Origin of the sequence: Natrinema sp. SYSU A 869 (assembly GCF_019879105.1) — an archaeon.
GTDB lineage: Archaea > Halobacteriota > Halobacteria > Halobacteriales > Natrialbaceae > Natrinema.
The window spans coordinates 2599754-2619191 of record NZ_CP082249.1; the positions used below are offsets into that span (position 1 = coordinate 2599754).

Here is a 19438-nt window from a genome sequence, read left to right on the forward strand (position 1 = left end):
CTCAGGCGACATCGTCAAACGTCGGCCGCTCGAGGTCGCCCGGGAACTCGTCGACCGGTACCTGCGTCTGGTCGCCCGAGTCCATGTCCTTGATCGTGACCTCGTCGTTCGCGAGGTCCTGTTCGCCGACGATGACGACCGTCTCGGCGTTGATCGAATCGGCGTAATCGAGCTGTGCGCCGAAGGAACGGCCGGCGATGTCGGTCTCGACGACGTGACCCTGGTCGCGCAGTTCCTGCACGATCCGGGCCGCGTCCGCTCGCGTGTCACCGATCTGCAGGACGTAGTAGTCCGTCGTCACCTCTTCGTCGGGCCAGACGCCCGCCCGCTGGCAGAGGAGCGACAGCGTCGCGTGTCCCGGCGCGACGCCGACCGCGGGCGTCGGCTGGCCGCCAAAGCTCTCGATGAGGTCGTCGTAGCGACCGCCGCCGAAGATCGACCGGGAGACCTCGCCGGTCGAGTCGAAACATTCGAAGACGACGCCGGTGTAGTAGTCTAGTCCGCGGGCCGTCTCGAGCGAGATGGTACAGTACTCGCGGGCACCGAAGTCTTCGGCGGCGGCGAGCACGTTTTGGAGATTTGTGACGGCAGCCGTCACGCGCTCGGTGTCGGCGAACGCCTCGACTTCGTCGAGATCGCCGGCGGCGATGAGGTCATCGAACTCGGCGGCCTGCTCGGCCGACAGGCCAGCCTCGATGAGCAGATCGTGGTACTCGGCCTGGGAAATCTTGTCTGACTTGTCGACCGCGCGGATCGCGGCCTCCGTGTCGACGTCGGTGTCGTAGCTCTCGAGGACGCCTCCGAGGATATCCCGGTGGGAGATCCGGAATTCAAAGTGCTCGCCGGTGAGACCGAGCCCCGTGAGGGCGTCGGCTGCCCACGCCAGGATCTCGGCGTCGGCCTCGGGCTCCGAGGAGCCGAAGATATCGACGTTAGTCTGATAGAACTCGCGGTAGCGGCCCTGCTGGACCTGCTCGTAGCGCCAGAACGGGCGCGTGGAGACCCACTTGATCGGCTTCGAGAGCTCCTGTTGTTTCGCGACGACCATCCGTGCGACGGTCGGCGTCAGTTCGGGCGTCAGCGTGACGTGGCGACCGCTCTGGTCCTCGAAGGAGTAGAGTTCGTCGACGATGTCGTCGCCGCTCTTGTCGGTCCACATCTCGGCGCGCTCCAGCGCCGGCGTTCCGATCTCGCGGAACCCGTACTCACGGGCCGTGTCCTCTACGACGTCGATAGTGGCCCGCCTGGCGGACATCTCGCCGGGGTAGAAGTCACGAAAGCCCTTGATCCGGTCGTACATGGAAACTCGTTCGGGGACGGCGAACTTCTATCCTTCCGTTCGAGGGCGGTCGGTGCGGCCGCTCGACCCCGTGTGTCGGAGGGTGCTCAGTTCACAGTCGTGGTTCGACGGCACTGGCCCGGAGACCGTCCCGTGAGTTGCTACCGAGTCGCGTGCTGTAGTAGCCACTGAAAGTTACTGCACACCCGATCGCACAGCTATCGTACGATCGGCGTGTAAATAGTTTCAGTTGTTACTATAACGGACGTTCGTCACGTACGTCTGATCGTGATCGGGGAAGTAGTCCGCGATCGCCGCCGGTCCCTCTTCGTCAGCGATGAGCGCGCGGAGCTCCGCCTCGTAATCGGCCCTGTCAATCTCCTCACTCGGCCCGACGGTCACGTCCAGCCGCGCCTCGACCAGCCGATCAACGGCCGACCGGCCGAAGCCCGACAGCGGCGCGATATAATCCACGTTGTGGCGATCCTCGAGACTCTGCGCTTGCGCCCGTGAGACCGTCGGCACGCGGTCGCCGCGCCGCGTACCGTCGGCGATGGCATCGAACTCTCCGGCCGCGAGCCGTTCGAGAGCGTGCTGGTGGACCAGCTGAATACCGTTTCGCGGGTAGCCGTCCTCGCGAATCCGGTCGACAGCCTCGCGGGCGACGTCGAGATCACACTCGAGGCGTTCGAACGCGAAGCCGGCCGCTTCTGCGGTCTCGCGGGCGTGTTTCCAGTCGTCACTGACGCCGAAGTGGGCCGTCAGCAGCGTCACATCGTAAAACTCCTCGAGCAAGAGCGCGGCGAGCGTCGAGTCCTTGCCACCGCTATAGAGCAGTCCGAGCTCCATTACCGGCGCTGGATATCGAAGCTCTGGGAGTCGGGTTTCAGCTCCTTGAGAAGCTGTTTCATCTTGTCGTCGTCGATTTTGCCCTGAATGCGGCCGCTGCGGGCGAGACTGACGACCTGCCGCTCGACCTGCTCGCCGAACTGGGGCTTGCTCATCTTGACCGTGTTGAGTCGCTTGCGGGCGTCGTCGGTCAGGTGCTGGCGCAACACGGCCTTCTTTTGGGCCTCGGCCTGCTGGGCCGCTTCCTGTCCGCCCTCGCCCTGAGACTCGGCGCGATCCTGTAGCTGCTCCATTTTCTGCTGTCGGAGCTCCTCGAGTTTTTCCTCGTCCGGTGAGCCACTCATAGTTGTCCCATACTTGTCCGTCAGGCGGGAAATGATTACGGACGACGAGAGCAATAGCTCTGGGCGGTAAAATCGGAACGAAAACGGATTCCCAATTACGCGTATCGCTCGAGTTCCGGACGGTCGAGCTCTTCGAGCACCTGGCCGGCAGTGTCGTCGAGCAGGCTCTGTCCCTCAGGGGTGATCCGACGACCTTCACCCTCGGCGGTCTCGACGAGGTCCTCCTCCTCGAGTTGCTGGAGGATGGTTCGGATCAGGTTCTTCGAGCCGTCGGCGCGTTTGTCGGGCGCGACCTGATAGCGGTTGGAGCCGCCCTTCGCGCCGCCGTACTCCGTCGAGAGTCGCTCGACGCCGACGGGGCCGCGGTCGGAGACCTTCCGCAGGAGACTCGCCGCGCGAGTCGCCCAGAAGTCCTCCTGTTCGGGTGGCAGTTCGTTGGCGACACCGCTCTTGGCGAATGCGCCCCACTCCGGTTCCTCGAGTCGATCCGCGAGATCGTCGGCGAGCGCCTCGATGAGGTCGTCCGCCGGAACGTCATACATCGTAGCCATTGGCGTGTGATTTCCGTCCGCGGCATTTAAGACCATCGTATCTGGGCAGCCGCCCGCGGCCCGGACCGTTTTTCGCCCTCGAGTCGAAACGGGGGGTATGGACGAACGCGCCGCCCTGCGGCTCCTGTCGGACGAACTCGAGGCGGCCGGCGACGACGCGGCGGTCGTCGACGGACTGGTCGTGACGACGGACATGCTCCACGATCGAACCGATTTTCCGGATGGAACGACCCGCTATACGGCCGGCTGGCGCGCCGTCGGTGCGTCCCTCTCCGACGTCGCAGCGATGGGTGCCGACGCCACGGCCGCAGTCGCCGCCTACGCCGCACCAACGTTCGACCGCGACGAACTGCTCGCCTTCGTTCGCGGCGCAAGCGACGTCTGTGACCGCGTCGACACCGAGTACGTCGGCGGCGACCTCGACGGGCACGACGAGTTCACCGTATCGACGACCGCGATCGGCCGGACCGACGACCCCGTCCGCCGGAGCGGGGCCAGCCCCGGCGATGTCGTCTGCGTGACCGGGACGCTTGGGCGGAGCGCAGCCGCGCTCCGTCTGTTCGAGCACGGCCACACGGACCGAGCGAACGATCTCTTTCAATTCGACCCTCGAATCGCGACCGGCCGGACGCTCGCGCAGGGCGCGAGCGCGATGATGGACTCGAGCGACGGACTCGCCCGCTCGCTCCATCAGCTCGCCGAAGCCAGCGACTGCGGCTTCGCGATCGAATCCAATCGGATCCCGATCGCCGACGCCGTTTGTGACGTTGCTGACAGCGACGAGGAAGCCCTCGAACTCGCGACGACCTTCGGCGAGGACTTCGAACTCGTCGCGACGCTTCCCGAAGACGCGCTCCCGGCGGTTCGAGACGCGACCAACGCGTCGCTGGCGGTGATCGGGTCCGTCTGCGACGCCGACGACGGGATAACGATGGACGGCGAGGCGCTCGCGGATCGCGGCTACACGCACGGCTACGGCCACGGCACGACGTGAGCCGAATTCCGAGCGGTCAGCCGGTGACCATGACTGGGACCGGCATGAAACAGAGCAGGCCGAACCCGAACGTGACGATTCCGAGGAGGATCCGGCCGGCACCCAGCTGGTCGTCTTGAACCGGGGTCGCCGCTCCCATCGACGCAAACAGCGTCGTCAACAGCCCCCAGAGAATCCAGACGAAGACGGTATTGATGCTGTAGTCCTGAAAGTAATAGAGATAGCCGGCCAGCGCGAACAGTGCGCCCGGCACGAGCGCCGCGATGGTCTCCTGAAACTCGCCGACCATCGCACGGAGGATGTGACCCCCGTCAAGTTGGCCTACCGGAATCAGGTTGAGAAAGGTGACGAACATGCCGACCCAGGCCCCGATAACGACCGGGTTCACCCCGGTGGCTGGATCGTTCCGGTACAGCGGCTGATCGAACCCCGCTGCGAGCAACTCGAGCAACAGCGGGTATCCCAACTCGATCCGGATGGCATCGGGATCCTGAACCACTGCCTCGGGGACGGTCACGGGCGGCAGGTGGAGCCCGATGACCGTCACGACGACTGTCGCGACGAGGCCGGCTAGCGGCCCGGAGACGCCGATGTCGAACAGCGCCTTTCGGTCGGGCATCCGGCCTTTCATCTTGATAACAGCACCCATGGTCCCGATGAGCGTCGGGACCGGAATGAAATAGGGTAACGAGGCGTCGACCTGATGATACCGACTCATGACGTAGTGACCCATCTCGTGGACGCCGAGGACGCCCAGAATTGCTGCCGTGAACGGCCAGGCCTGCCAGATCGTGGCCGGATCCGCGAACGGATCGATCTGATACCAGAACGCGCCGGCGAACAGCGTCGAACACACCGTTGCGAGCAAGAGTACGAGATTCGTCCACGGAATCCTATTGATCCCGATGCTGGTCGGTTCAGCGACGAGCACGTACTCGCCGTGGCGCGTCTCGAGTTCGACGTCGTATCCGTGCTCGTGGAACGTCGACCAGAGCTCTCGCATCACCCGCTCCGGGCGGGCCAACGGGTCGCCGTAGTACACCAGCTGGCCGTCTTTTCGCTCTACCTCATAGACCGCAAACACCGATTCGATGCGATCGATCGGCGGCCCGTCTTCGAGCAAGGGCCCGTCGCGTCCCGCCGTGCCGAATCCGGACCGATCGATATCCTCCATCACCGGAGGTTCACCGTCACCGGGTATAAATCGACTGCCGTCGGCAGGGCCGGCCGTTTCTCGAGAACGAGCGACTGCGACGCAGCGGTACGAACTCACGGCCAGGAAGCGACGAACTATCGGACCACTTGAAACGATTCCTACACCGAATGATTCACACACCGATCGCCGTGCTCCCGCGATCGGATGTGCAGTGACGTTCAATTGGTACGATCTCTGTCAGTGAAGAACTGAAACCGGAACAGCGTCAGTGTGGATACGTCCCATGGGCGGTCGTGCCGGATAGCGTCAGTGACGCACCGGCACGAGGAGGGAGCGGGGACTGTCGTCCGAGTGAATCAACGCGTGACCGCGAACGGCGATCAGGCGGGTGCGACACGCCACGTAGTCGCGCTTGTGTACGACCACTTCTCGATCTCGAGGTCGCTGACCGAATCCGAGAGTTTGACCATCATCGCGCCGATCTCTTTGGGAGACATCCCGACATCGTCCGCGATGAACTTGCCTTTGAAGTACATCTCACCGTCTTCGGCACGTTCGCGCAGATAGCATTTTAGGCGGCGTTCCTTGCTTTCGGTGGAGGATTGGGCTGTCGTGCTCATCGACATCAACCCCTTGGAGGGGCTATCTGTTATAAAGAGAGGATGATTAGCGGCGTTTCGATTGTCTTCAGCTATTTGGGGGTAATAGATCTTTTATACTCTATTAAAAATAATTTATAAATCTCTGAGAGGGGCGTAGACGTTTTAAAATACCATCTAATTCATTATTGTCGGTGAAATAGTTAGGGTATATACACTATTGCCATTCTCGACTGTTTCGATATTTTCGACAATAGTGGAATTGAATGTAACAGTCAGTATCGTTCGTGGACCCAGAACTCATCATCGACTGTCACTTCCTTTTTGAATAACGGGACCTCATCTTTCAGCCGGTTGATCCCGTCTTCGACGGTTCGAAACGCCTCCTCGCGGTGGCCCGCGAGCACGACGACGAAGACGATGTCCTCGCCGTCTTCGACGATCCCCGTCCGGTGGTAGAGTTCGACCTCGAATACGCCGTCTCGAGCCTCGAGGTCGGTTTTCAGGGCCGCCATTCGCTCGTCGGCGACGCCCTCGTACTTCTCGAATTCGAGGTGCTGGGTGGGCGCGTCGTCCGCGCTGTCCTTCGCGCGCACCCGGCCGGTGAAGGTCGCGATCGCGCCGGCCCGGTCGGCGCGCGGCGATTGTTTGACGCGAGCCACCAGTGATTCGAGGCTCTGGTGGGGCTCGGCCGCCTCGAGGGCCGTCACGAGGTCGTCGAACTCGAGGTCGCCGGGGCCGTCGACGGCAGCGATGACCGTCTCCCCTGCCTCGTCCTCGGCGGCCGATCCGACGGCGATTGAGGGGTACTGGAGCGACGGTACGCCGACAACGACCGCGTACTCGCAGTCGGTCGCCAGACTATCGAGCGCGTTTCCGACGGTCATCCCCGTTCCGGACGCGGTCCAGTCGCCGTCGACGCCGAGGTCGTAGGTGACGTCGCCCCCGAGCGTCATCGATTCGCGCGCGTGCGTCCCGTCTGCGATCGTCGCATCGTATCTGACGACGCCGACGCGTCCCCGTTCGGCGAGCTGATCGACGACTCGGTCGACGACCGACTCGAGCGCGCCGTCGTCGGCTCCGGCTTCGCGAACACCGAGTACGTGCATGTGCGAGCTATGGTCGGGTCGGACTTTGTAGCTGTCGCCAGGAAAGCCCCGCGACCGAGCGGTCGCGATGCTCCCGCTCGGCCGCGCCCCTTTCAGTCCCACCCGGCACCGCACGCCTCCAGTCCTACCCGACACCGCACATCTCCCGCCCCATCTGGCACCGCACATTTCCCACCCCATCTGGCACCGCATGTTTCCAGTCTCATCGGCACCGCGCGCCTCCAATCTCAACTGGCATTGCGTGCATCCGTCCTGTTAAGCGGTTCCGCCGGCGGCCGGCCATCGCTGTCGGAGCAGCGGCTCGGAAACCATGAACCGGAGTTTTGCAGTTGCACCACGAACGCTCGCATATGTCCCTCCGAATCGGCTTCACGGGCGATGTGATGCTCGGGCGGCTCGTCGACGACCGCCAGCGCAGCCGGTCGGTCGACGCCGTCTGGGGGAACGTGCTCGAGCGACTGCAGGCACTCGACGGGCTGGTGATCAACCTCGAGTGCGTGCTCTCGACCCGCGGGCGAGAGTGGCAGCGCACCCGCCGGCCGTTTCACTTCCGAGCGGATCCCGACTGGGCGATACCCGCCCTCGAGGAAGCCGGCGTCGACGTCTGTGCGCTGGCGAACAACCACGTACTCGACTACGAGGAAGTGGCGCTGCGGGACACGATCGATGCGCTCGACGGCGCCGGAATCGCTCACGCGGGTGCGGGAGCGACGATCGGCGAAGCGCTCGAGCCGGCAGTGCGGACGATCGGTGACTTGGACGCGGACGCCGATGGGTCGAACGCGGGCGACGACGGCGAACTCGACGTGGCAGTCGTCTCGCTGACGGACAACACGCCGGAGTATGCGGCTGATAATGACTCTCCGGGCACGGCACGAATCGAGATCGATACCGACGACTTGGAAACGAGACGGCGCGTTCGGGAGGCGCTCGAGCACGCACGCGAGACGAACCCGGATCTGCTGGTCGCCTCGCTGCACTGGGGACCGAACATGGTCACCGAGCCGCCAGAGTCGTTCCAGGAATTTGGCCGCTGGCTGGTCGAGGACGGCGTCGACGTGATTCACGGACACAGCGCCCACGTCTTCCAGGGGATCGAGGTTCACAAAGGGAGTCCGATTATCTACGATGCGGGTGACTTCGTCGACGACTACCGGGTCGACAAGCAGTTGCACAACGATCGGAGCTTCCTGTTCGTCCTTGCAGTGACGCCCGACGGCCGGCCGACCGAACTCCGATTGCAGCCGACCGAGATCGACGGCTGTGCGGTCCACGGGGCGGACCCGGAGGCCGCCGCGTGGTCCCGCAAGCGAATGCGCGATCTCTCCGAGCCGTTCGGCACCGAGTTCGACCGTGACGGTGACGCGCTCGTCTTCTCGCTTGAGGAGTGAGAGAAGATGCTGTTTCGCGGAGGCAGGATCGAGCTCTCGACAGTGGCTCGAGAGGTGTGTCACCATGCCGTCCGGGCAGTTGACAACCCTTAAGATAGCAACTCCGCTACACCGGTGTAGTATGAAAGTGGTCGTCTCTATCGGCGGAAGCGTCCTCGTGCCCGAGCCCGGCGCGGATCGGGTGGCCGAGCACGCGGCCGTCATTGAAGACCTCATCGCGGAGGGGTGTCGGATCGGTGCCGTCGTCGGGGGCGGCGGCGTCGCTCGCGAGTATATCGGGGCCGCTCGAGATCTCGGGGCGAACGAAATTGAACTCGATCAGTTGGGCATCGACGTCACGCGACTCAACGCCCGCCTGCTCATCGCCGCGCTGAGCGAGGAGTCCGTGACCGCGCCGGCGCTGGATTACGAGGAGGCCAGCGAGGCGCTCCGCCGGGACGATATCTGCATCATGGGTGGGGTCGCGCCGGCGCAGACGACCGACGCAGTCGGGGCTGCCCTCGCGGAGTACATCGACGCCGACTTGCTTGTCTACGCAACGAGCGTCCCCGGCGTCTACAGCGCTGATCCGAACAAGGACGACGATGCGACCAAGTATGACCACCTCTCTGCCGCGGACCTGGTCGACGCCATCGCCGGCCTCGAAATGAACGCGGGGGCCTCGGCACCCGTCGACCTGCTGGCGGCCAAGATCATCGAGCGCTCGGGGATGCGCACCATCGTCCTCGACGGCACCGATCCCGACCGAATCGCGCGAGCGGTCCGATTCGGCGATCACGAAGGGACGGACATCGTTCCGGAGGGTGCCGGCGAAGAACCGACCTACTGGGCGAGCGACGAGCAATGAGCGCCGACGGCGACGCAAACGAAGAGACGAAAGACGTCTCGGAGTCGGATGCGATCAGCCCTTACACCCTCCAGCGCGAGGAAGCGAGCGAAACGCGACACGCGTTCTGGGCGGATACGGTCGCAGATCGCGTCACAGAGCGAAATCCCGAGGAGCCAATCGTCGTCAAGGGCGGCATCTCGCCGTCGGGCGTCCCCCATCTGGGCAACGTCAACGAGATCATGCGCGGCTACTTCGTCGCCGAAGTCCTTCGCGACCGCGGATACGAGGTCCGGCAGGTCTTCACCGCCGACGATCGCGATCCCCTTCGAAAACTGCCGCGGACTCTCTGTGATCTCGAGGGGAACCTCGTCGATCTCGGCGAGGTCGATGCCGGCGCGCTCGGTCGCAACCTCGGCGCGCCCTATACCGACATTCCGGACCCCTTCGGCTGCTGTGACTCCTATGGCGACCACTTCTCGACCATCATCCAGGACAGCGCCGACGCGGTCGACGTCCCGATCGACATGGTCTCGAACACCGAACTGTACGAGTCCGGTGAGTTCGAGGATGTGACCCGCTTCGTCCTCAAGCACCGAGAGCGCGCACGCGAGGTCCTCTCGCAGTATCAGGACAAGGTCGACAAGAACGGCGATTACGTGCCGTTCAACCCAATCTGCGAGGAGTGTGGCAAGATCACCGAGACGGTGACGAGCGTCGACTTAGACGCTGGCGATGCGGCGACCGTCGACTACGAGTGCACCGACATGGATGCCGGCGATCAGACGATCGACGGCTGCGGTCACGAGGGCACCGCGACGCTGCGCGAGGGGAAACTCCCCTGGCGCTTCGAGTGGCCCGCTCAGTGGCAGCTGCTGGGCGTCGACTTCGAACCCTTCGGGAAGGACCACGCCGAGGGTTCCTGGCCCAGCGGCCAGGACGTCGCCCGCAACGTCCTCGAGATTGAGCCACCGGTCCCGATGGTCTACGAGTGGTTCACCCTCGAGGGTGAGCCGTTCTCCTCCTCCGAAGGAAACGTGATTCTGGTCTCGGATGTCCTCGAACTGCTCGAGCCCGAGGTCCTGCGGTACTTCTTCGCGAAGGACCCTGTGAAGGCCCGGGACTTCAGCATCGAACGGCTCGATCAACTGGTCGACGAGTTCGACCGGCTCGAGGCGACCTACTTCGGCGAGATCGAGGCAAGCGAGGACGAGCAGGCGTTCGCAGATCGGGTCTATCCGTTCATCGTCGATGAACCGCGAGCGGATCGGATCCGGCTTCCCTACACGTTCGCCGCGGTGCTCGGGATGACCGACGATCCCGACCTGCGCGAAGAGATCGCGCGCCGCGAGGGACATATTCCCGACGATGCGCCCAAGTGGGCCGTCGAGGGTGCCTTAGAGCGGGTCGAACAGGCCCGCAACTGGGCGCGCCGGACAGGCAACGAGTTCGATTACGAACTCAAACGCAGTGAGATTCCGGATCACGACTTCGATGCCGACACCGAGGCCGCGCTCGCGGAACTGGCCGACTTCATCGAGGACGGTCACGACCCCGAGGCGATTCAGGGCGAGATCTACGAGACCGCGAAGCGAAATGACGTCGATGTCGGCGACTTCTTCGCGGCGGGCTACCGGCTGTTCTTCGACGAGGAGCAGGGGCCGAAGCTCGGTCCGTTCCTCGCGAAGGTCGACCGGGAGTTCGTTGTCGGACGACTGCGCCGGGAGCGCTGAGCGGAATCGAACGGCCGGCCGAATAGACAAAAGTCATTTGAGAACGCCGCCCGGAGATAGTATCGATGGATCACGGCTCCTTCGCTGTCGTCTCGCCACCCGCAATCTACGGATCGGAACTCCTCACGTGGGTTCTGATTGGCCTTCTTCTCTACTGGATCGCGGTCGTCGGTCTCCGAAACGGGGGGTATCTCCCCGACTATATCGGCACGCAAGGACCGATTCTCACGTTCCACACGAAACGCGGGCGGGTGCTTCTCGATCGACTCGCACGACCGAAGCGCTTCTGGCGGGCGTGGTCGAACTTCGGCGTCGGGATCGCACTCGTCGTGATGGTCAGCATGTTTGCTGTCCTGATTCGCGTAGCGATGGTCGCGCTTACCTCACCGCAACCGGCGAGTTCACCCGCCAGACAGCCCCACAACGTCCTCGTCATTCCTGGTGTCAATGACTTTCTGCCGCTGTCGGCGACGCCCGGCATCATCTTCGGGTTGCTCGTCGGACTCGTCGTCCACGAGGGGGGCCACGGGCTGCTCTGTCGCGTCGAGGACATCGATATCGACTCGATGGGTGTCGCGATGCTCGCGTTCCTTCCCATCGGCGCGTTCGTCGAACCCGACCAGGAGAGCAGCAAGTCAGCCTCGCGGGGCGGCCAAACGCGGATGTTCGCCGCCGGCGTTACGAACAACTTCGCGATCACTCTGTTAGCCTTCGCCCTCCTGTTCGGCCCGGTCGTCGGTGCAATCGGCGTCGCGCCTGGAGCAGCCGTCGGCGGCGTTGCACCCGATTCCCCCGCCGCCGACGCCGGGATCGAACCGAATGATCGTATTACGGCGATCAACGGCACTGCAGTCGATGGCAATGACGACCTCGCGGACCGGCTCGAGGCCGTCGACGGCGAGCAGGTGGCTGTCGAACTCAACGGCGAGCGGACGGTACCCGTCGATCGGTCGCTGCTCGTGACGACGGCGCTGGAAAACGGGCCGACAGGGCTCGACGTCGGTGACAAGATCCGCGCGGTCGACGGCCAGACCGTCGCGACCGAACGCGGCTTCTACAATGCCGTCGGCGACAGTGAGCAGGTCACGCTGGCGATCGAGCCCGCAGACGGCAACGACCGGATCGAGCGCGATGTGGCGGTCGGCGCAGCGGTCTCGGTCGCCGCTGACGGGCCCTCGAGAGCGAAACCGGCCCGACCGACGAGACCTTCGTTATCACCCGCTTCGACGGCGAACGGGTACAGAACTACGGGGACCTCGCTGACCTGCTCGAGAACAGCGAGCCCGACCAGCAGGTCGATGTGGTGGGCTACTTCGGCAACGAACGCGAGACATACACCGTAACCCTTGACGAGCATCCGCGATCTGATAGCGGGTTCCTCGGGATTCAGGGCAATCAGGGGATGTCTGGCGTCGCGGTGAACGATATCGGCGTTCAGCTCTATCCCGCGAGCGAGTATCTAGGACTGCTCGGCGGCGACGGCGAGACGCGGTTCGGTTCCATTACTGAGAGCTTCCTCGGAAAGATCGGGATCGCGCTCATGTTGCCGGTCATCGGTGTCAGCGGCGCGATGCCGTTCAATTTCGCCGGCTTCACCGGCGGGGTTCAGAACTTCTACGAAGTTCAGGGGGCGCTCAGTGCGTTCGGGGACGGGACTGTCTTCCTCCTCGCGAACCTGTTGTTCTGGACCGGCTGGATCAACATCCAGCTCGGCTTTTTCAACTGCATCCCGGCGTTCCCACTCGATGGCGGGCACATTCTCCGGACGAGCACTGAAGCGATCGTCTCTCGGTTACCGGTCGACGCGACCCGCGGAATGGTCCGCATGGTGACGACGGCGATTGGGGTGACGATGCTCGTGAGCTTCGTCCTCCTGCTGTTCGGACCGCAACTGCTGGGCTGAGAATTGGCCTCGGCAGCGGCTTACGAGTCGTCGGGATCGATCCCGTGGCGGTCGGCGAACTCTTCGGGCGTCTCCTCGATGCGCTCGAACTCAGTCTCGAAGTAGTGTTCGTAGTGGCGCACGACCTGTTCGACGACCCACCGGCTGAACTCCTCGTCGAAACACCACTCCCCCTCCATTTCCGGGATTTCGAACCGATCGTCCGTTGAAAAGGCCGCGTAGACGTGGAAGAAGCCGAGGATGACGTCCGCGAAGTCCCGAGCCTTCTCCGAGCCGCTCTCGCGGCGCTCCTCGAGTTCCGCGCGACCGTCGTCCGTGAGCTCGAAATACTTCCGGTCGGGTTCGTCCTTCCGTTCGATGCGCTCGGCCCATCCCTTCTCCTCGAACTTGTAGAGGATCGGATAGACCGAACCGTAGGACGGCTCCCAGTGCCCGCCGCTGATCTCGCGGATTTCCTTGAGAATCTCGTAGCCGTATCGGGGCTTCTCCTCGAGGAGTTCGAGGACGAGGTAGGCGATGAGTCCTTTCGGCGGCCCACTTTTCCGCATACGGCTGGTGAGTTAAACGGATAGAGGTAAAGGGTTTCGGTCACGTCCGAAACGGCGAATTGGTAACCGAACGAGACGGGTTCGGTGACTCCCCGTGCAACGAGTCGACCCCGTCAGTGTGGCCGGGATCGGGGCGAAACCCGGCCCTTCTTAGCGTCCCCGTCCCAACCCGCAACTATGGAACGACGGCGACCGCCACAGACCGACGAGGGCTGGTACGTCCTGCACGATTTCCGATCGATCGACTGGGACGCCTGGCGACGCGCACCCGAGCGACGCCGTTCACAGGCGATCGACGAGGGTATCGACTACCTCGCGTCCGCCGAGGCCGTCGACGACGCCGACGCGGGCGAGTCGGCCACGTTCTCAGTACTGGGCCACAAGGCCGACCTGCTCGTTCTCCACCTCCGGCCGACGCTCGCCGACATCGACACGCTCGAGCGGCAGTTCGAGCACACCGCGCTCGCCGAGTTCACTGAACGGGCCGACTCCTATCTCTCGGTGACGGAGGTCTCGGGCTACATGTCTGAGGACTACTTCGACGAGGATAGCGAGGTTGAGGACACCGGCCTCGCGCGTTACATCGAATCCCGGCTCGAACCCGAGATTCCGGACAGCGAGTTCGTGACGTTCTATCCAATGGACAAGCGCCGCGGACCGGAGGACAACTGGTACGACCTACCCTTCGACGAGCGCGCAGAGCACTTGTCCTCCCACGGCGACATCGGGCGGGACTACGCCGGCCGCGTCACCCAGATCATCTCCGGCAGCATCGGTCTCGACGACTTCGAGTGGGGCGTAACGCTGTTCGGCGACGACCCCACCGACGTGAAGGAACTGCTCTACGAGATGCGCTTCGATCCCTCGAGCTCCCGTTTCGCCGAGTTCGGCCGGTTCCTCTCGGGCCGCCGGTTCCCGCCTGAGAACCTCGGAGCCTTCCTCGCCGGCGAGACGATTCCCCAAGAGAGCGAGGCACACGGCGGTCACGGCCACGCTCACGCGGGTGGCGACGCCGACGGACACCATCACGGTGACTCCGGCGATCATCATCACGGCGGTGACGCGGAGTCGGGCGGCCACGACGACGAGGGTGGTTCCGGCGGCCCGCACGACGATGACGACGAGGACCTGCGAAGTGAACTCGAGGATATCGGCGTTTATGCCGGTCAGCCCCACGGCGAGGACGTCCACGCGGTCGTCCTCTACTCCGCGGCCGACCCCGACGAGCTGTTTGAGGAGGTCGATGGGCTGCGAGGCAACTTCGACCACTACGATACGCACGTGAAGACAGCTGTCTACGAGCCGCGCGAGCAGGGAACCCGTGAGCACGAGGGCGACGACGCGGAGACCGCGGTCGTCAGCCTCTGGGACACCGAGCGCGCCGCGAGCACGGCCGCCGGATTCCTCGCCGATCTCCCCGAAATCGTCCGGCAGGCGGGGGACCGGGCGTCGACAGACGCCGATGGGAAGCGGGGCGACAGCCCCGCGAGCGGCGACGGCGATTCCTGGGGGACGATGGGGATGTTCTACACCGTCGAGCCCGACCGCCGCGGGGACTTCGTCGGGACCTTCGAGGACGTCGCCGGGATACTCGCCGACATGGACGGCCACCGCAAGACCGACCTCCTAGTCAACCGCGAGGACGAGAACGACATGTTCATCGCCAGTCGCTGGGACTCCCGTGAGGACGCCATGCAGTTCTTCCGGAGTGACGCCTTCTCGGAGACCGTTGAGTTCGGTCGGGACGTCCTCGCGGACCGACCGCGACACGTCTTCCTGGCCTGATCGTCCGATTCGCCGCGTCTTTTTTCGTCCGGATCCGTTTTTGAGACGGCCATCTGCGTTCAGAACGGGGACTCGAGCGAACTGTCCTTCGGAATCGACCGATCGCTACACTGAGAACACGTACGCTGCGCCGTGACCACCATCGACGTCTTGCCGCCAGTCCGCCACGACGGCGGTATCGCCGGACAACGAGACGGCGTTTCCGAAGGTCTGCCCCGAACCATTGGGTGCGACGAGCGTATCCCGCCGGTCCCAACCGTCGTCCGAGCGGACGAAGACGGCAGTCGAAGACTGACAGGCATCGCCGACGAGTGCCGTCTCTCCCTCTAGGGCGACCGCCCCGATACAGCTGAATTCATCGCCGGTGAGGAGCGTCGTCCGCTGGCTCCAGCCCGCGTCCCCGTCTCGCTCGAAGACGGACACTGATCCCGCGGTATCGGTATCGTCATTACCGGCGACGAGAGCAGTCCGTTCCGAGAGCGCGACGGTGGAGCCGAACTTGTCGCCGGCGGTACCGTCGTCCGCGACGAGTCTCTCCCGGCGAATCCACTCGCCGTTCGACCGCTCGAACGCGGACACCGCCCCCGCGTTCGCACCGGCCGCCGTGTCGCTCGTCGGCGCCCCGATCAACGCGATATCGCCGGCCAGTGCCACCGAGTGGCCGTACTCGTTCCCGCCGTCACTGTCGTCGGGGACGAGTTTGGCCTGTTGGTGCCAGCCCTCGTCCGTCCGCCGGTACGCGAACGCCGATCCCTGCCACTCGCCGCTGTTGGCGGAAGTGGCTGGACACCCCAGAATCGCAGTGTCACCGTCGATAGCGATTGCGTGTACGTGTCTAGACGGATTCTCTTCCGAGTCGTCGACATCGGGAACGAGTCGTGCCCGTTGGTTCCACCCTCCGTCGTCTGACCGATCGAAGACGTACGCCGTTCCGGAGAGCCATTCTTCCGACGTGTCCTCGTACCACGCTCCGATGAGCACGGTATCGCCGTCTATCGCTACTGGATCCCCGAACTCGTCTTCCGGTGTGTTCTCGGGAAGGGAGAGTTCTGCCTCCTGACCCCACGTTTCGCTCGACCGCTCGAAGACGTACGCCGACCCCGGACCGTCGGGGACGATTCCGGCTCCGGGATCGTACTCGCGACGACGGTCTCCTCCGACACGGCGACCCGAATCAGTTGATGTTCGTCGTCCGGATCATAGCGAGGGACGAGTTTAGCGGCGTCGTCGCTCGTGTTCCGAATACGGCTCGAACAGCCGGCCAGTCCGACGGCGAGCGCGGCTCCGCTCTCATACAGGAATCTCCGCCGACAGTCAGTATCGTTGGCCATACGCTGACGTATCGTTCTGTGATGTAATTATCATTCGTAGCGATATCTGAGATAGAATATCCGCTCACCGATTGTAACGCTTGCAGGCTAAGTCCCCGTCCTCACGGCGCGACTGAAGGGAGCGAGTAAGGCGGAGATACAGCCTCCGCTTGATACAGCGAGTAGACGGCATTGATATTTCTACCGGCTGACACTCTCGAGGAACACGTCCAGCGACTGCCGCGAGTCGCTATTGCGATTCGTCGTAGAAGAAATAGGCAACGATCCCAGCCAGTCCGAACGCGAGCGTCACGAACGGCCACTTGCCGGCATCACGACCCGTCGCGAACGCGTGGACGGTCACGAAGATTGCGAAGCCGACGTGGGCGACGAACGTCGCGGCGAGAAACGCCTGTGCTTCCATTACTCGAGTGATTCCGCGTCCAGATAAAAGCCGTTACGAAGCTACTCGTCGGCCTCATCAGTGCGTGGCCGAGAAGGCGGCTCCCAGCGAATGCGGTGAGCCGCCTGACCCGACAGAAGAGCAAGCACTTCCGAGCGGCGAGGGACCTCTGGTCCCTCAAGCAGTCGGCGTGCTCACAAATCGAAGATTTGTGGCATCACGAAACGGCGAAGCCGTTTCGAACGACTTCGCGCCGACGACCTCGCGGACGCAAAGCGTCCGCTCAACGGGGGAGGGCAGACGGTTACCCGACACACCGCGAGCGAGAGCGAGCAGGACCGTTTTCCGGTGCTTTTGATCGACCGTTTGCCGAGGGGCATCGCGCTGGCGGCAATGCTACCGACAGCGCGATAGACTGCAGAGCAAACGGTCGGTTCTAGAAGTCGTGATCCGGATCGTCTTCGACTGTGCGCTTCATCGACTCGCGACGGGACTTGGCGTCACGGCCGGTCGCCTCGAGCAGGAAGTCGTTTTTCGCGTCGACGGCGTCGCCGGCGGCCTCGAGTTCGTCGGGACCGAGTTCGGTGGGGTCGCGCTCGTGGAACTCGACGCCGAGCTTATCCTTCTTGCCGGAGTATTCGATGGTTCCAGCGACGATCTTCTCGAAGACAGGGTTGTCGGGCTCGCCGATGACGTAGAGGTCACTTCCCTTGTATTCCTGTGTGGTGGTGATGGGGCCGAAGTAGTCCTCGACGGTGGACTCCATATCCGGGATTCGTTCCTCGAGATATTCGCCGCGACGCATCTTGTACTCCTTCATGGATCGAAAAAACACGGCGGAGTGTTTACCTCTTTTCATAGCCGACGTTTCGGGTGTCTGATGCGTCCTTGAACGCGGAGACCGCCGATATCGTCCGCTGTCGGTCGGGAGTCGATCGGAACGGAGTGGGACTATCGGAGAGCGTTCGAGCCGACCGGGCGAATCCGAAGAATGAACGCAGAGAATCGGTCGATCGCGTCCCGACCGGTGTTCCTATTGTTGCTCGCGCTCGCTGAGATACCCCTTCCGGCAGTCGGGGCAGATGTCGCCGGTTCGAAGCGACCCTCGATCGCCGGCGGCGACGTAGTCACACCGTGGACAGTAGAACTCGGTCGGAACGTCGTCGTCGGACGTGCTGGCGCTCTCGGCGGGCGTCGGCGCGGACGCGGCGCGCTCGATCCCGGTCTCCGGACCGGGGTCGGACTCGGACTCACCCCGTGCATCGGTCGGGGGGTCTGCAGTCACCGAGCGGGCGTCGGCCGCGGCCGTAGTCGTGCCGTCGGTACTGTGGTCGCCGCCGGTCTCGACGTCGGACGACCCGTCACTCTCGAGGAGGACGGCGTCGTCGTCGATCGCGCTCGGATCGGGGCCATCGGCACTGCGGTCGCCGCCGGTCTCGCCGTCGTCTGAGTCGTCCGGCCAGCCGCTCGGGTCGGATTCGGCGTCGACCGGCGGGCCGACATCGTCCGAATCGGGCCATTCGCCGCGGTCGCGGTCCTGGTCTCGGTCGTTCGAGGGCTCGTCGTCGAGAATCTCGCCGTCGTCGGTAACGGGCTCACCGTTCTCGTCGGTCGGGAGATCAATATCGTCCGCGTCGCCGGTGGCGTCGACGTCGACACCGGCCGGCGTCTCAGTGGCCGCCGCCTCCGGTTCCGGACCGGCCGGGCTCGCCGTCGGATTCGCGGACGGCTCCGGCGTCTCCGTCTCGAGCGCGTCCGACGCGGTGTCGTCGGCATCGATGAGTTCGGCGTCGTCGTCGCCGGCCGTCTCGACGATGTCGTCCGCGTCGACGAATTCGGAATCCGAGGCGGATGCTGTCTCGGTCGCATCGGACTCGAGTGGTGGTTCGGGCGGTTCGGCATCGGGCTCGTCGGGGACCGAGTCGGCGGCCGTCCCAGCGGTGAGGCTGGTTACTTCGGTGTTCTCGCTGATGACGGATCGCTCGCCACAGCGGAGACACTCCTCGTACTCCTGGACGGTAACGACGACTTCGCTCCCCCGTTCTTCGCGCTCGCGTTCGACTTCGGACTCGTCGAAGTCGTGTCCGAGCAGCGAACATCGCAGGGCCATTGTCCCACCGTACCGACCCAGCACACAAAAACGTACTGCCTGATAGTCGCGTATTAGTGACAGTCACGCGAGCGGTTCGATCGGCGACGTCGTAACAGGAATCGCTGACAGCCCGTCCAGTCGATATCGAGGCCGTACTCGAGCGAACAGTGATCGCATAGCGTGGACGGAACGGCAAACGTCAAATCCCGGGTGGTCGAATGGATAGACAGATGAGAGCAAAGCGGGAGTACCGGAACCGTGAGGGGACGGAGGTGGCGGTACTCGACGCGCTGGTCGATCGCGCCGACGACGGGATGACCGTCTTCGAGCTCCGCGCGGCCGTCGAGGTCGACATCGACGAACTCGAGGATGCCCTCTCGACGCTGAAGGAGGACAACCTGATCGTCGTCGACTCGGGCTCGGAGACGGTGATCAAGCCCGCCGAGCGCGTGGTCCCCGACGAACCGACCGAGGAAGACGAGGAGCAATCGATCGGGGACTGGCTTCGCGAGCGACTACCTTTTTGAATCGAAACGCCTGATACGCTCAGGCCCCAGGGGATACGC

At 64.0% G+C, this 19438-nt stretch carries 18 protein-coding genes and 1 pseudogene; 7 read left to right on the plus strand and 12 right to left on the minus strand.

The window, feature by feature from the left end; genetic code table 11:
* Position 1: 1 nt before the first annotated feature.
* From hisS to K6I40_RS21010, 4 genes are all read right to left on the minus strand, one after another.
* On the minus strand, positions 2–1300 hold the full coding sequence (gene hisS / locus K6I40_RS20995; protein ID WP_222916216.1) for a histidine--tRNA ligase: 1299 nt from the start codon (positions 1298–1300) through the stop codon (positions 2–4).
* A 225-nt stretch (positions 1301–1525) separates the two neighbouring features.
* Positions 1526–2128, minus strand: a complete 603-nt coding sequence (locus K6I40_RS21000; protein ID WP_222916218.1) for an alpha hydrolase — start codon at positions 2126–2128, stop codon at positions 1526–1528.
* Positions 2128–2472, minus strand: a complete 345-nt coding sequence (locus K6I40_RS21005) for a DNA-binding protein (RefSeq protein WP_222916220.1) — start codon at positions 2470–2472, stop codon at positions 2128–2130. Before K6I40_RS21005 ends, K6I40_RS21000 begins: the two co-directional genes overlap by 1 nt.
* A gap of 95 nt (positions 2473–2567) precedes the next feature.
* A complete protein-coding gene (locus K6I40_RS21010) occupies positions 2568–3023 on the minus strand; it encodes a 30S ribosomal protein S19e (protein WP_222916222.1) in 456 nt (151 codons plus the stop codon).
* A gap of 97 nt (positions 3024–3120) precedes the next feature.
* On the opposite strand from K6I40_RS21010, the gene thiL reads away from it, so the two are divergent.
* Complete coding sequence (thiL, locus tag K6I40_RS21015; protein ID WP_222916224.1) at positions 3121–4017, plus strand: thiamine-phosphate kinase; 897 nt, start codon at positions 3121–3123, stop codon at positions 4015–4017.
* A 16-nt stretch (positions 4018–4033) separates the two neighbouring features.
* Here thiL and K6I40_RS21020 read toward each other — a convergent pair whose 3' ends face one another.
* The 3 genes from K6I40_RS21020 to K6I40_RS21030 form a co-directional block, all read right to left on the minus strand.
* Positions 4034–5191, minus strand: coding sequence for a site-2 protease family protein (locus K6I40_RS21020; RefSeq protein WP_222916226.1), 1158 nt, complete (start codon positions 5189–5191; stop codon positions 4034–4036).
* A 362-nt stretch (positions 5192–5553) separates the two neighbouring features.
* Positions 5554–5799 carry a hypothetical protein gene (locus K6I40_RS21025; protein WP_222916228.1) on the minus strand — a complete coding sequence of 82 codons (246 nt, stop codon included), beginning with the start codon at positions 5797–5799 and terminating at the stop codon, positions 5554–5556.
* 248 nt (positions 5800–6047) lie between these two features.
* The gene (locus K6I40_RS21030) at positions 6048–6881 is read right to left on the minus strand and encodes a molybdopterin synthase (protein ID WP_222916230.1); all 834 of its coding nucleotides are present in this window, start codon (positions 6879–6881) and stop codon (positions 6048–6050) included.
* Between the two features lie 350 nt (positions 6882–7231).
* On the opposite strand from K6I40_RS21030, the gene K6I40_RS21035 reads away from it, so the two are divergent.
* From K6I40_RS21035 to K6I40_RS21050, 4 genes and pseudogenes are all read left to right on the plus strand, one after another.
* The gene (locus K6I40_RS21035) at positions 7232–8272 is read left to right on the plus strand and encodes a CapA family protein (protein WP_222916232.1); all 1041 of its coding nucleotides are present in this window, start codon (positions 7232–7234) and stop codon (positions 8270–8272) included.
* 121 nt (positions 8273–8393) lie between these two features.
* Positions 8394–9119, plus strand: a complete 726-nt coding sequence (gene pyrH, locus K6I40_RS21040) for a UMP kinase (protein ID WP_222916234.1) — start codon at positions 8394–8396, stop codon at positions 9117–9119.
* Positions 9116–10831, plus strand: a complete 1716-nt coding sequence (gene lysS, locus K6I40_RS21045) for a lysine--tRNA ligase (RefSeq protein WP_222916236.1) — start codon at positions 9116–9118, stop codon at positions 10829–10831. Before pyrH ends, lysS begins: the two co-directional genes overlap by 4 nt.
* Positions 10832–10896: 65 nt before the next feature.
* Positions 10897–12734: pseudogene (locus K6I40_RS21050) on the plus strand (site-2 protease family protein).
* A gap of 20 nt (positions 12735–12754) precedes the next feature.
* On the opposite strand, the gene K6I40_RS21055 reads toward K6I40_RS21050, so the two are convergent.
* A complete protein-coding gene (locus K6I40_RS21055; protein ID WP_222916238.1) occupies positions 12755–13282 on the minus strand; it encodes a PadR family transcriptional regulator in 528 nt (175 codons plus the stop codon).
* A gap of 177 nt (positions 13283–13459) precedes the next feature.
* Between K6I40_RS21055 and K6I40_RS21060 the strand changes: the two genes are divergently transcribed.
* The gene (locus K6I40_RS21060) at positions 13460–15067 is read left to right on the plus strand and encodes a heme-binding protein (protein WP_222916240.1); all 1608 of its coding nucleotides are present in this window, start codon (positions 13460–13462) and stop codon (positions 15065–15067) included.
* Positions 15068–15172: 105 nt separating this feature from the next.
* Here the strand turns inward: K6I40_RS21060 and K6I40_RS21065 are convergent, their stop codons facing one another.
* The 4 genes from K6I40_RS21065 to K6I40_RS21085 all read right to left on the minus strand — a co-directional run bounded on the left by K6I40_RS21065 (position 15173) and on the right by K6I40_RS21085 (position 18890).
* Positions 15173–16186: an FG-GAP repeat protein gene (locus K6I40_RS21065; RefSeq protein ID WP_255682154.1), complete on the minus strand. Its 1014-nt coding sequence runs from the start codon at positions 16184–16186 to the stop codon at positions 15173–15175.
* Positions 16187–16627: 441 nt separating this feature from the next.
* Positions 16628–16801: a hypothetical protein gene (locus tag K6I40_RS21075; RefSeq protein WP_222916246.1), complete on the minus strand. Its 174-nt coding sequence runs from the start codon at positions 16799–16801 to the stop codon at positions 16628–16630.
* A 415-nt stretch (positions 16802–17216) separates the two neighbouring features.
* Positions 17217–17600: a DUF5611 family protein gene (locus tag K6I40_RS21080; RefSeq protein WP_222916248.1), complete on the minus strand. Its 384-nt coding sequence runs from the start codon at positions 17598–17600 to the stop codon at positions 17217–17219.
* Between the two features lie 213 nt (positions 17601–17813).
* Positions 17814–18890: an MSCRAMM family adhesin SdrC gene (locus K6I40_RS21085; protein ID WP_222916250.1), complete on the minus strand. Its 1077-nt coding sequence runs from the start codon at positions 18888–18890 to the stop codon at positions 17814–17816.
* 212 nt (positions 18891–19102) lie between these two features.
* Here K6I40_RS21085 and K6I40_RS21090 point away from each other — a divergent pair, with 212 nt between their 5' ends.
* On the plus strand, positions 19103–19399 hold the full coding sequence (locus K6I40_RS21090; RefSeq protein ID WP_222920421.1) for a DUF6432 family protein: 297 nt from the start codon (positions 19103–19105) through the stop codon (positions 19397–19399).
* The last annotated feature ends 39 nt before the right edge of the window (positions 19400–19438 follow it).

Excerpts from the sequence above, each read along its gene's own strand:
- hisS (WP_222916216.1), bottom strand. The coding sequence starts at position 1,300 with ATGTACGACCGGATCAAGGGCTTTCGTGACTTCTACCCCGGCGAGATG.
- K6I40_RS21000 (WP_222916218.1), bottom strand. The coding sequence starts at position 2,128 with ATGGAGCTCGGACTGCTCTATAGCGGTGGCAAGGACTCGACGCTCGCC.
- K6I40_RS21005 (WP_222916220.1), bottom strand. The coding sequence starts at position 2,472 with ATGAGTGGCTCACCGGACGAGGAAAAACTCGAGGAGCTCCGACAGCAG.
- K6I40_RS21010 (WP_222916222.1), bottom strand. The coding sequence starts at position 3,023 with ATGGCTACGATGTATGACGTTCCGGCGGACGACCTCATCGAGGCGCTC.
- thiL (WP_222916224.1), top strand. The coding sequence starts at position 3,121 with ATGGACGAACGCGCCGCCCTGCGGCTCCTGTCGGACGAACTCGAGGCG.
- K6I40_RS21020 (WP_222916226.1), bottom strand. The coding sequence starts at position 5,191 with ATGGAGGATATCGATCGGTCCGGATTCGGCACGGCGGGACGCGACGGG.
- K6I40_RS21025 (WP_222916228.1), bottom strand. The coding sequence starts at position 5,799 with ATGTCGATGAGCACGACAGCCCAATCCTCCACCGAAAGCAAGGAACGC.
- K6I40_RS21030 (WP_222916230.1), bottom strand. The coding sequence starts at position 6,881 with ATGCACGTACTCGGTGTTCGCGAAGCCGGAGCCGACGACGGCGCGCTC.
- K6I40_RS21035 (WP_222916232.1), top strand. The coding sequence starts at position 7,232 with ATGTCCCTCCGAATCGGCTTCACGGGCGATGTGATGCTCGGGCGGCTC.
- pyrH (WP_222916234.1), top strand. The coding sequence starts at position 8,394 with ATGAAAGTGGTCGTCTCTATCGGCGGAAGCGTCCTCGTGCCCGAGCCC.
- lysS (WP_222916236.1), top strand. The coding sequence starts at position 9,116 with ATGAGCGCCGACGGCGACGCAAACGAAGAGACGAAAGACGTCTCGGAG.
- K6I40_RS21055 (WP_222916238.1), bottom strand. The coding sequence starts at position 13,282 with ATGCGGAAAAGTGGGCCGCCGAAAGGACTCATCGCCTACCTCGTCCTC.
- K6I40_RS21060 (WP_222916240.1), top strand. The coding sequence starts at position 13,460 with ATGGAACGACGGCGACCGCCACAGACCGACGAGGGCTGGTACGTCCTG.
- K6I40_RS21075 (WP_222916246.1), bottom strand. The coding sequence starts at position 16,801 with ATGGAAGCACAGGCGTTTCTCGCCGCGACGTTCGTCGCCCACGTCGGC.
- K6I40_RS21080 (WP_222916248.1), bottom strand. The coding sequence starts at position 17,600 with ATGAAGGAGTACAAGATGCGTCGCGGCGAATATCTCGAGGAACGAATC.
- K6I40_RS21085 (WP_222916250.1), bottom strand. The coding sequence starts at position 18,890 with ATGGCCCTGCGATGTTCGCTGCTCGGACACGACTTCGACGAGTCCGAA.
- K6I40_RS21090 (WP_222920421.1), top strand. The coding sequence starts at position 19,103 with ATGAGAGCAAAGCGGGAGTACCGGAACCGTGAGGGGACGGAGGTGGCG.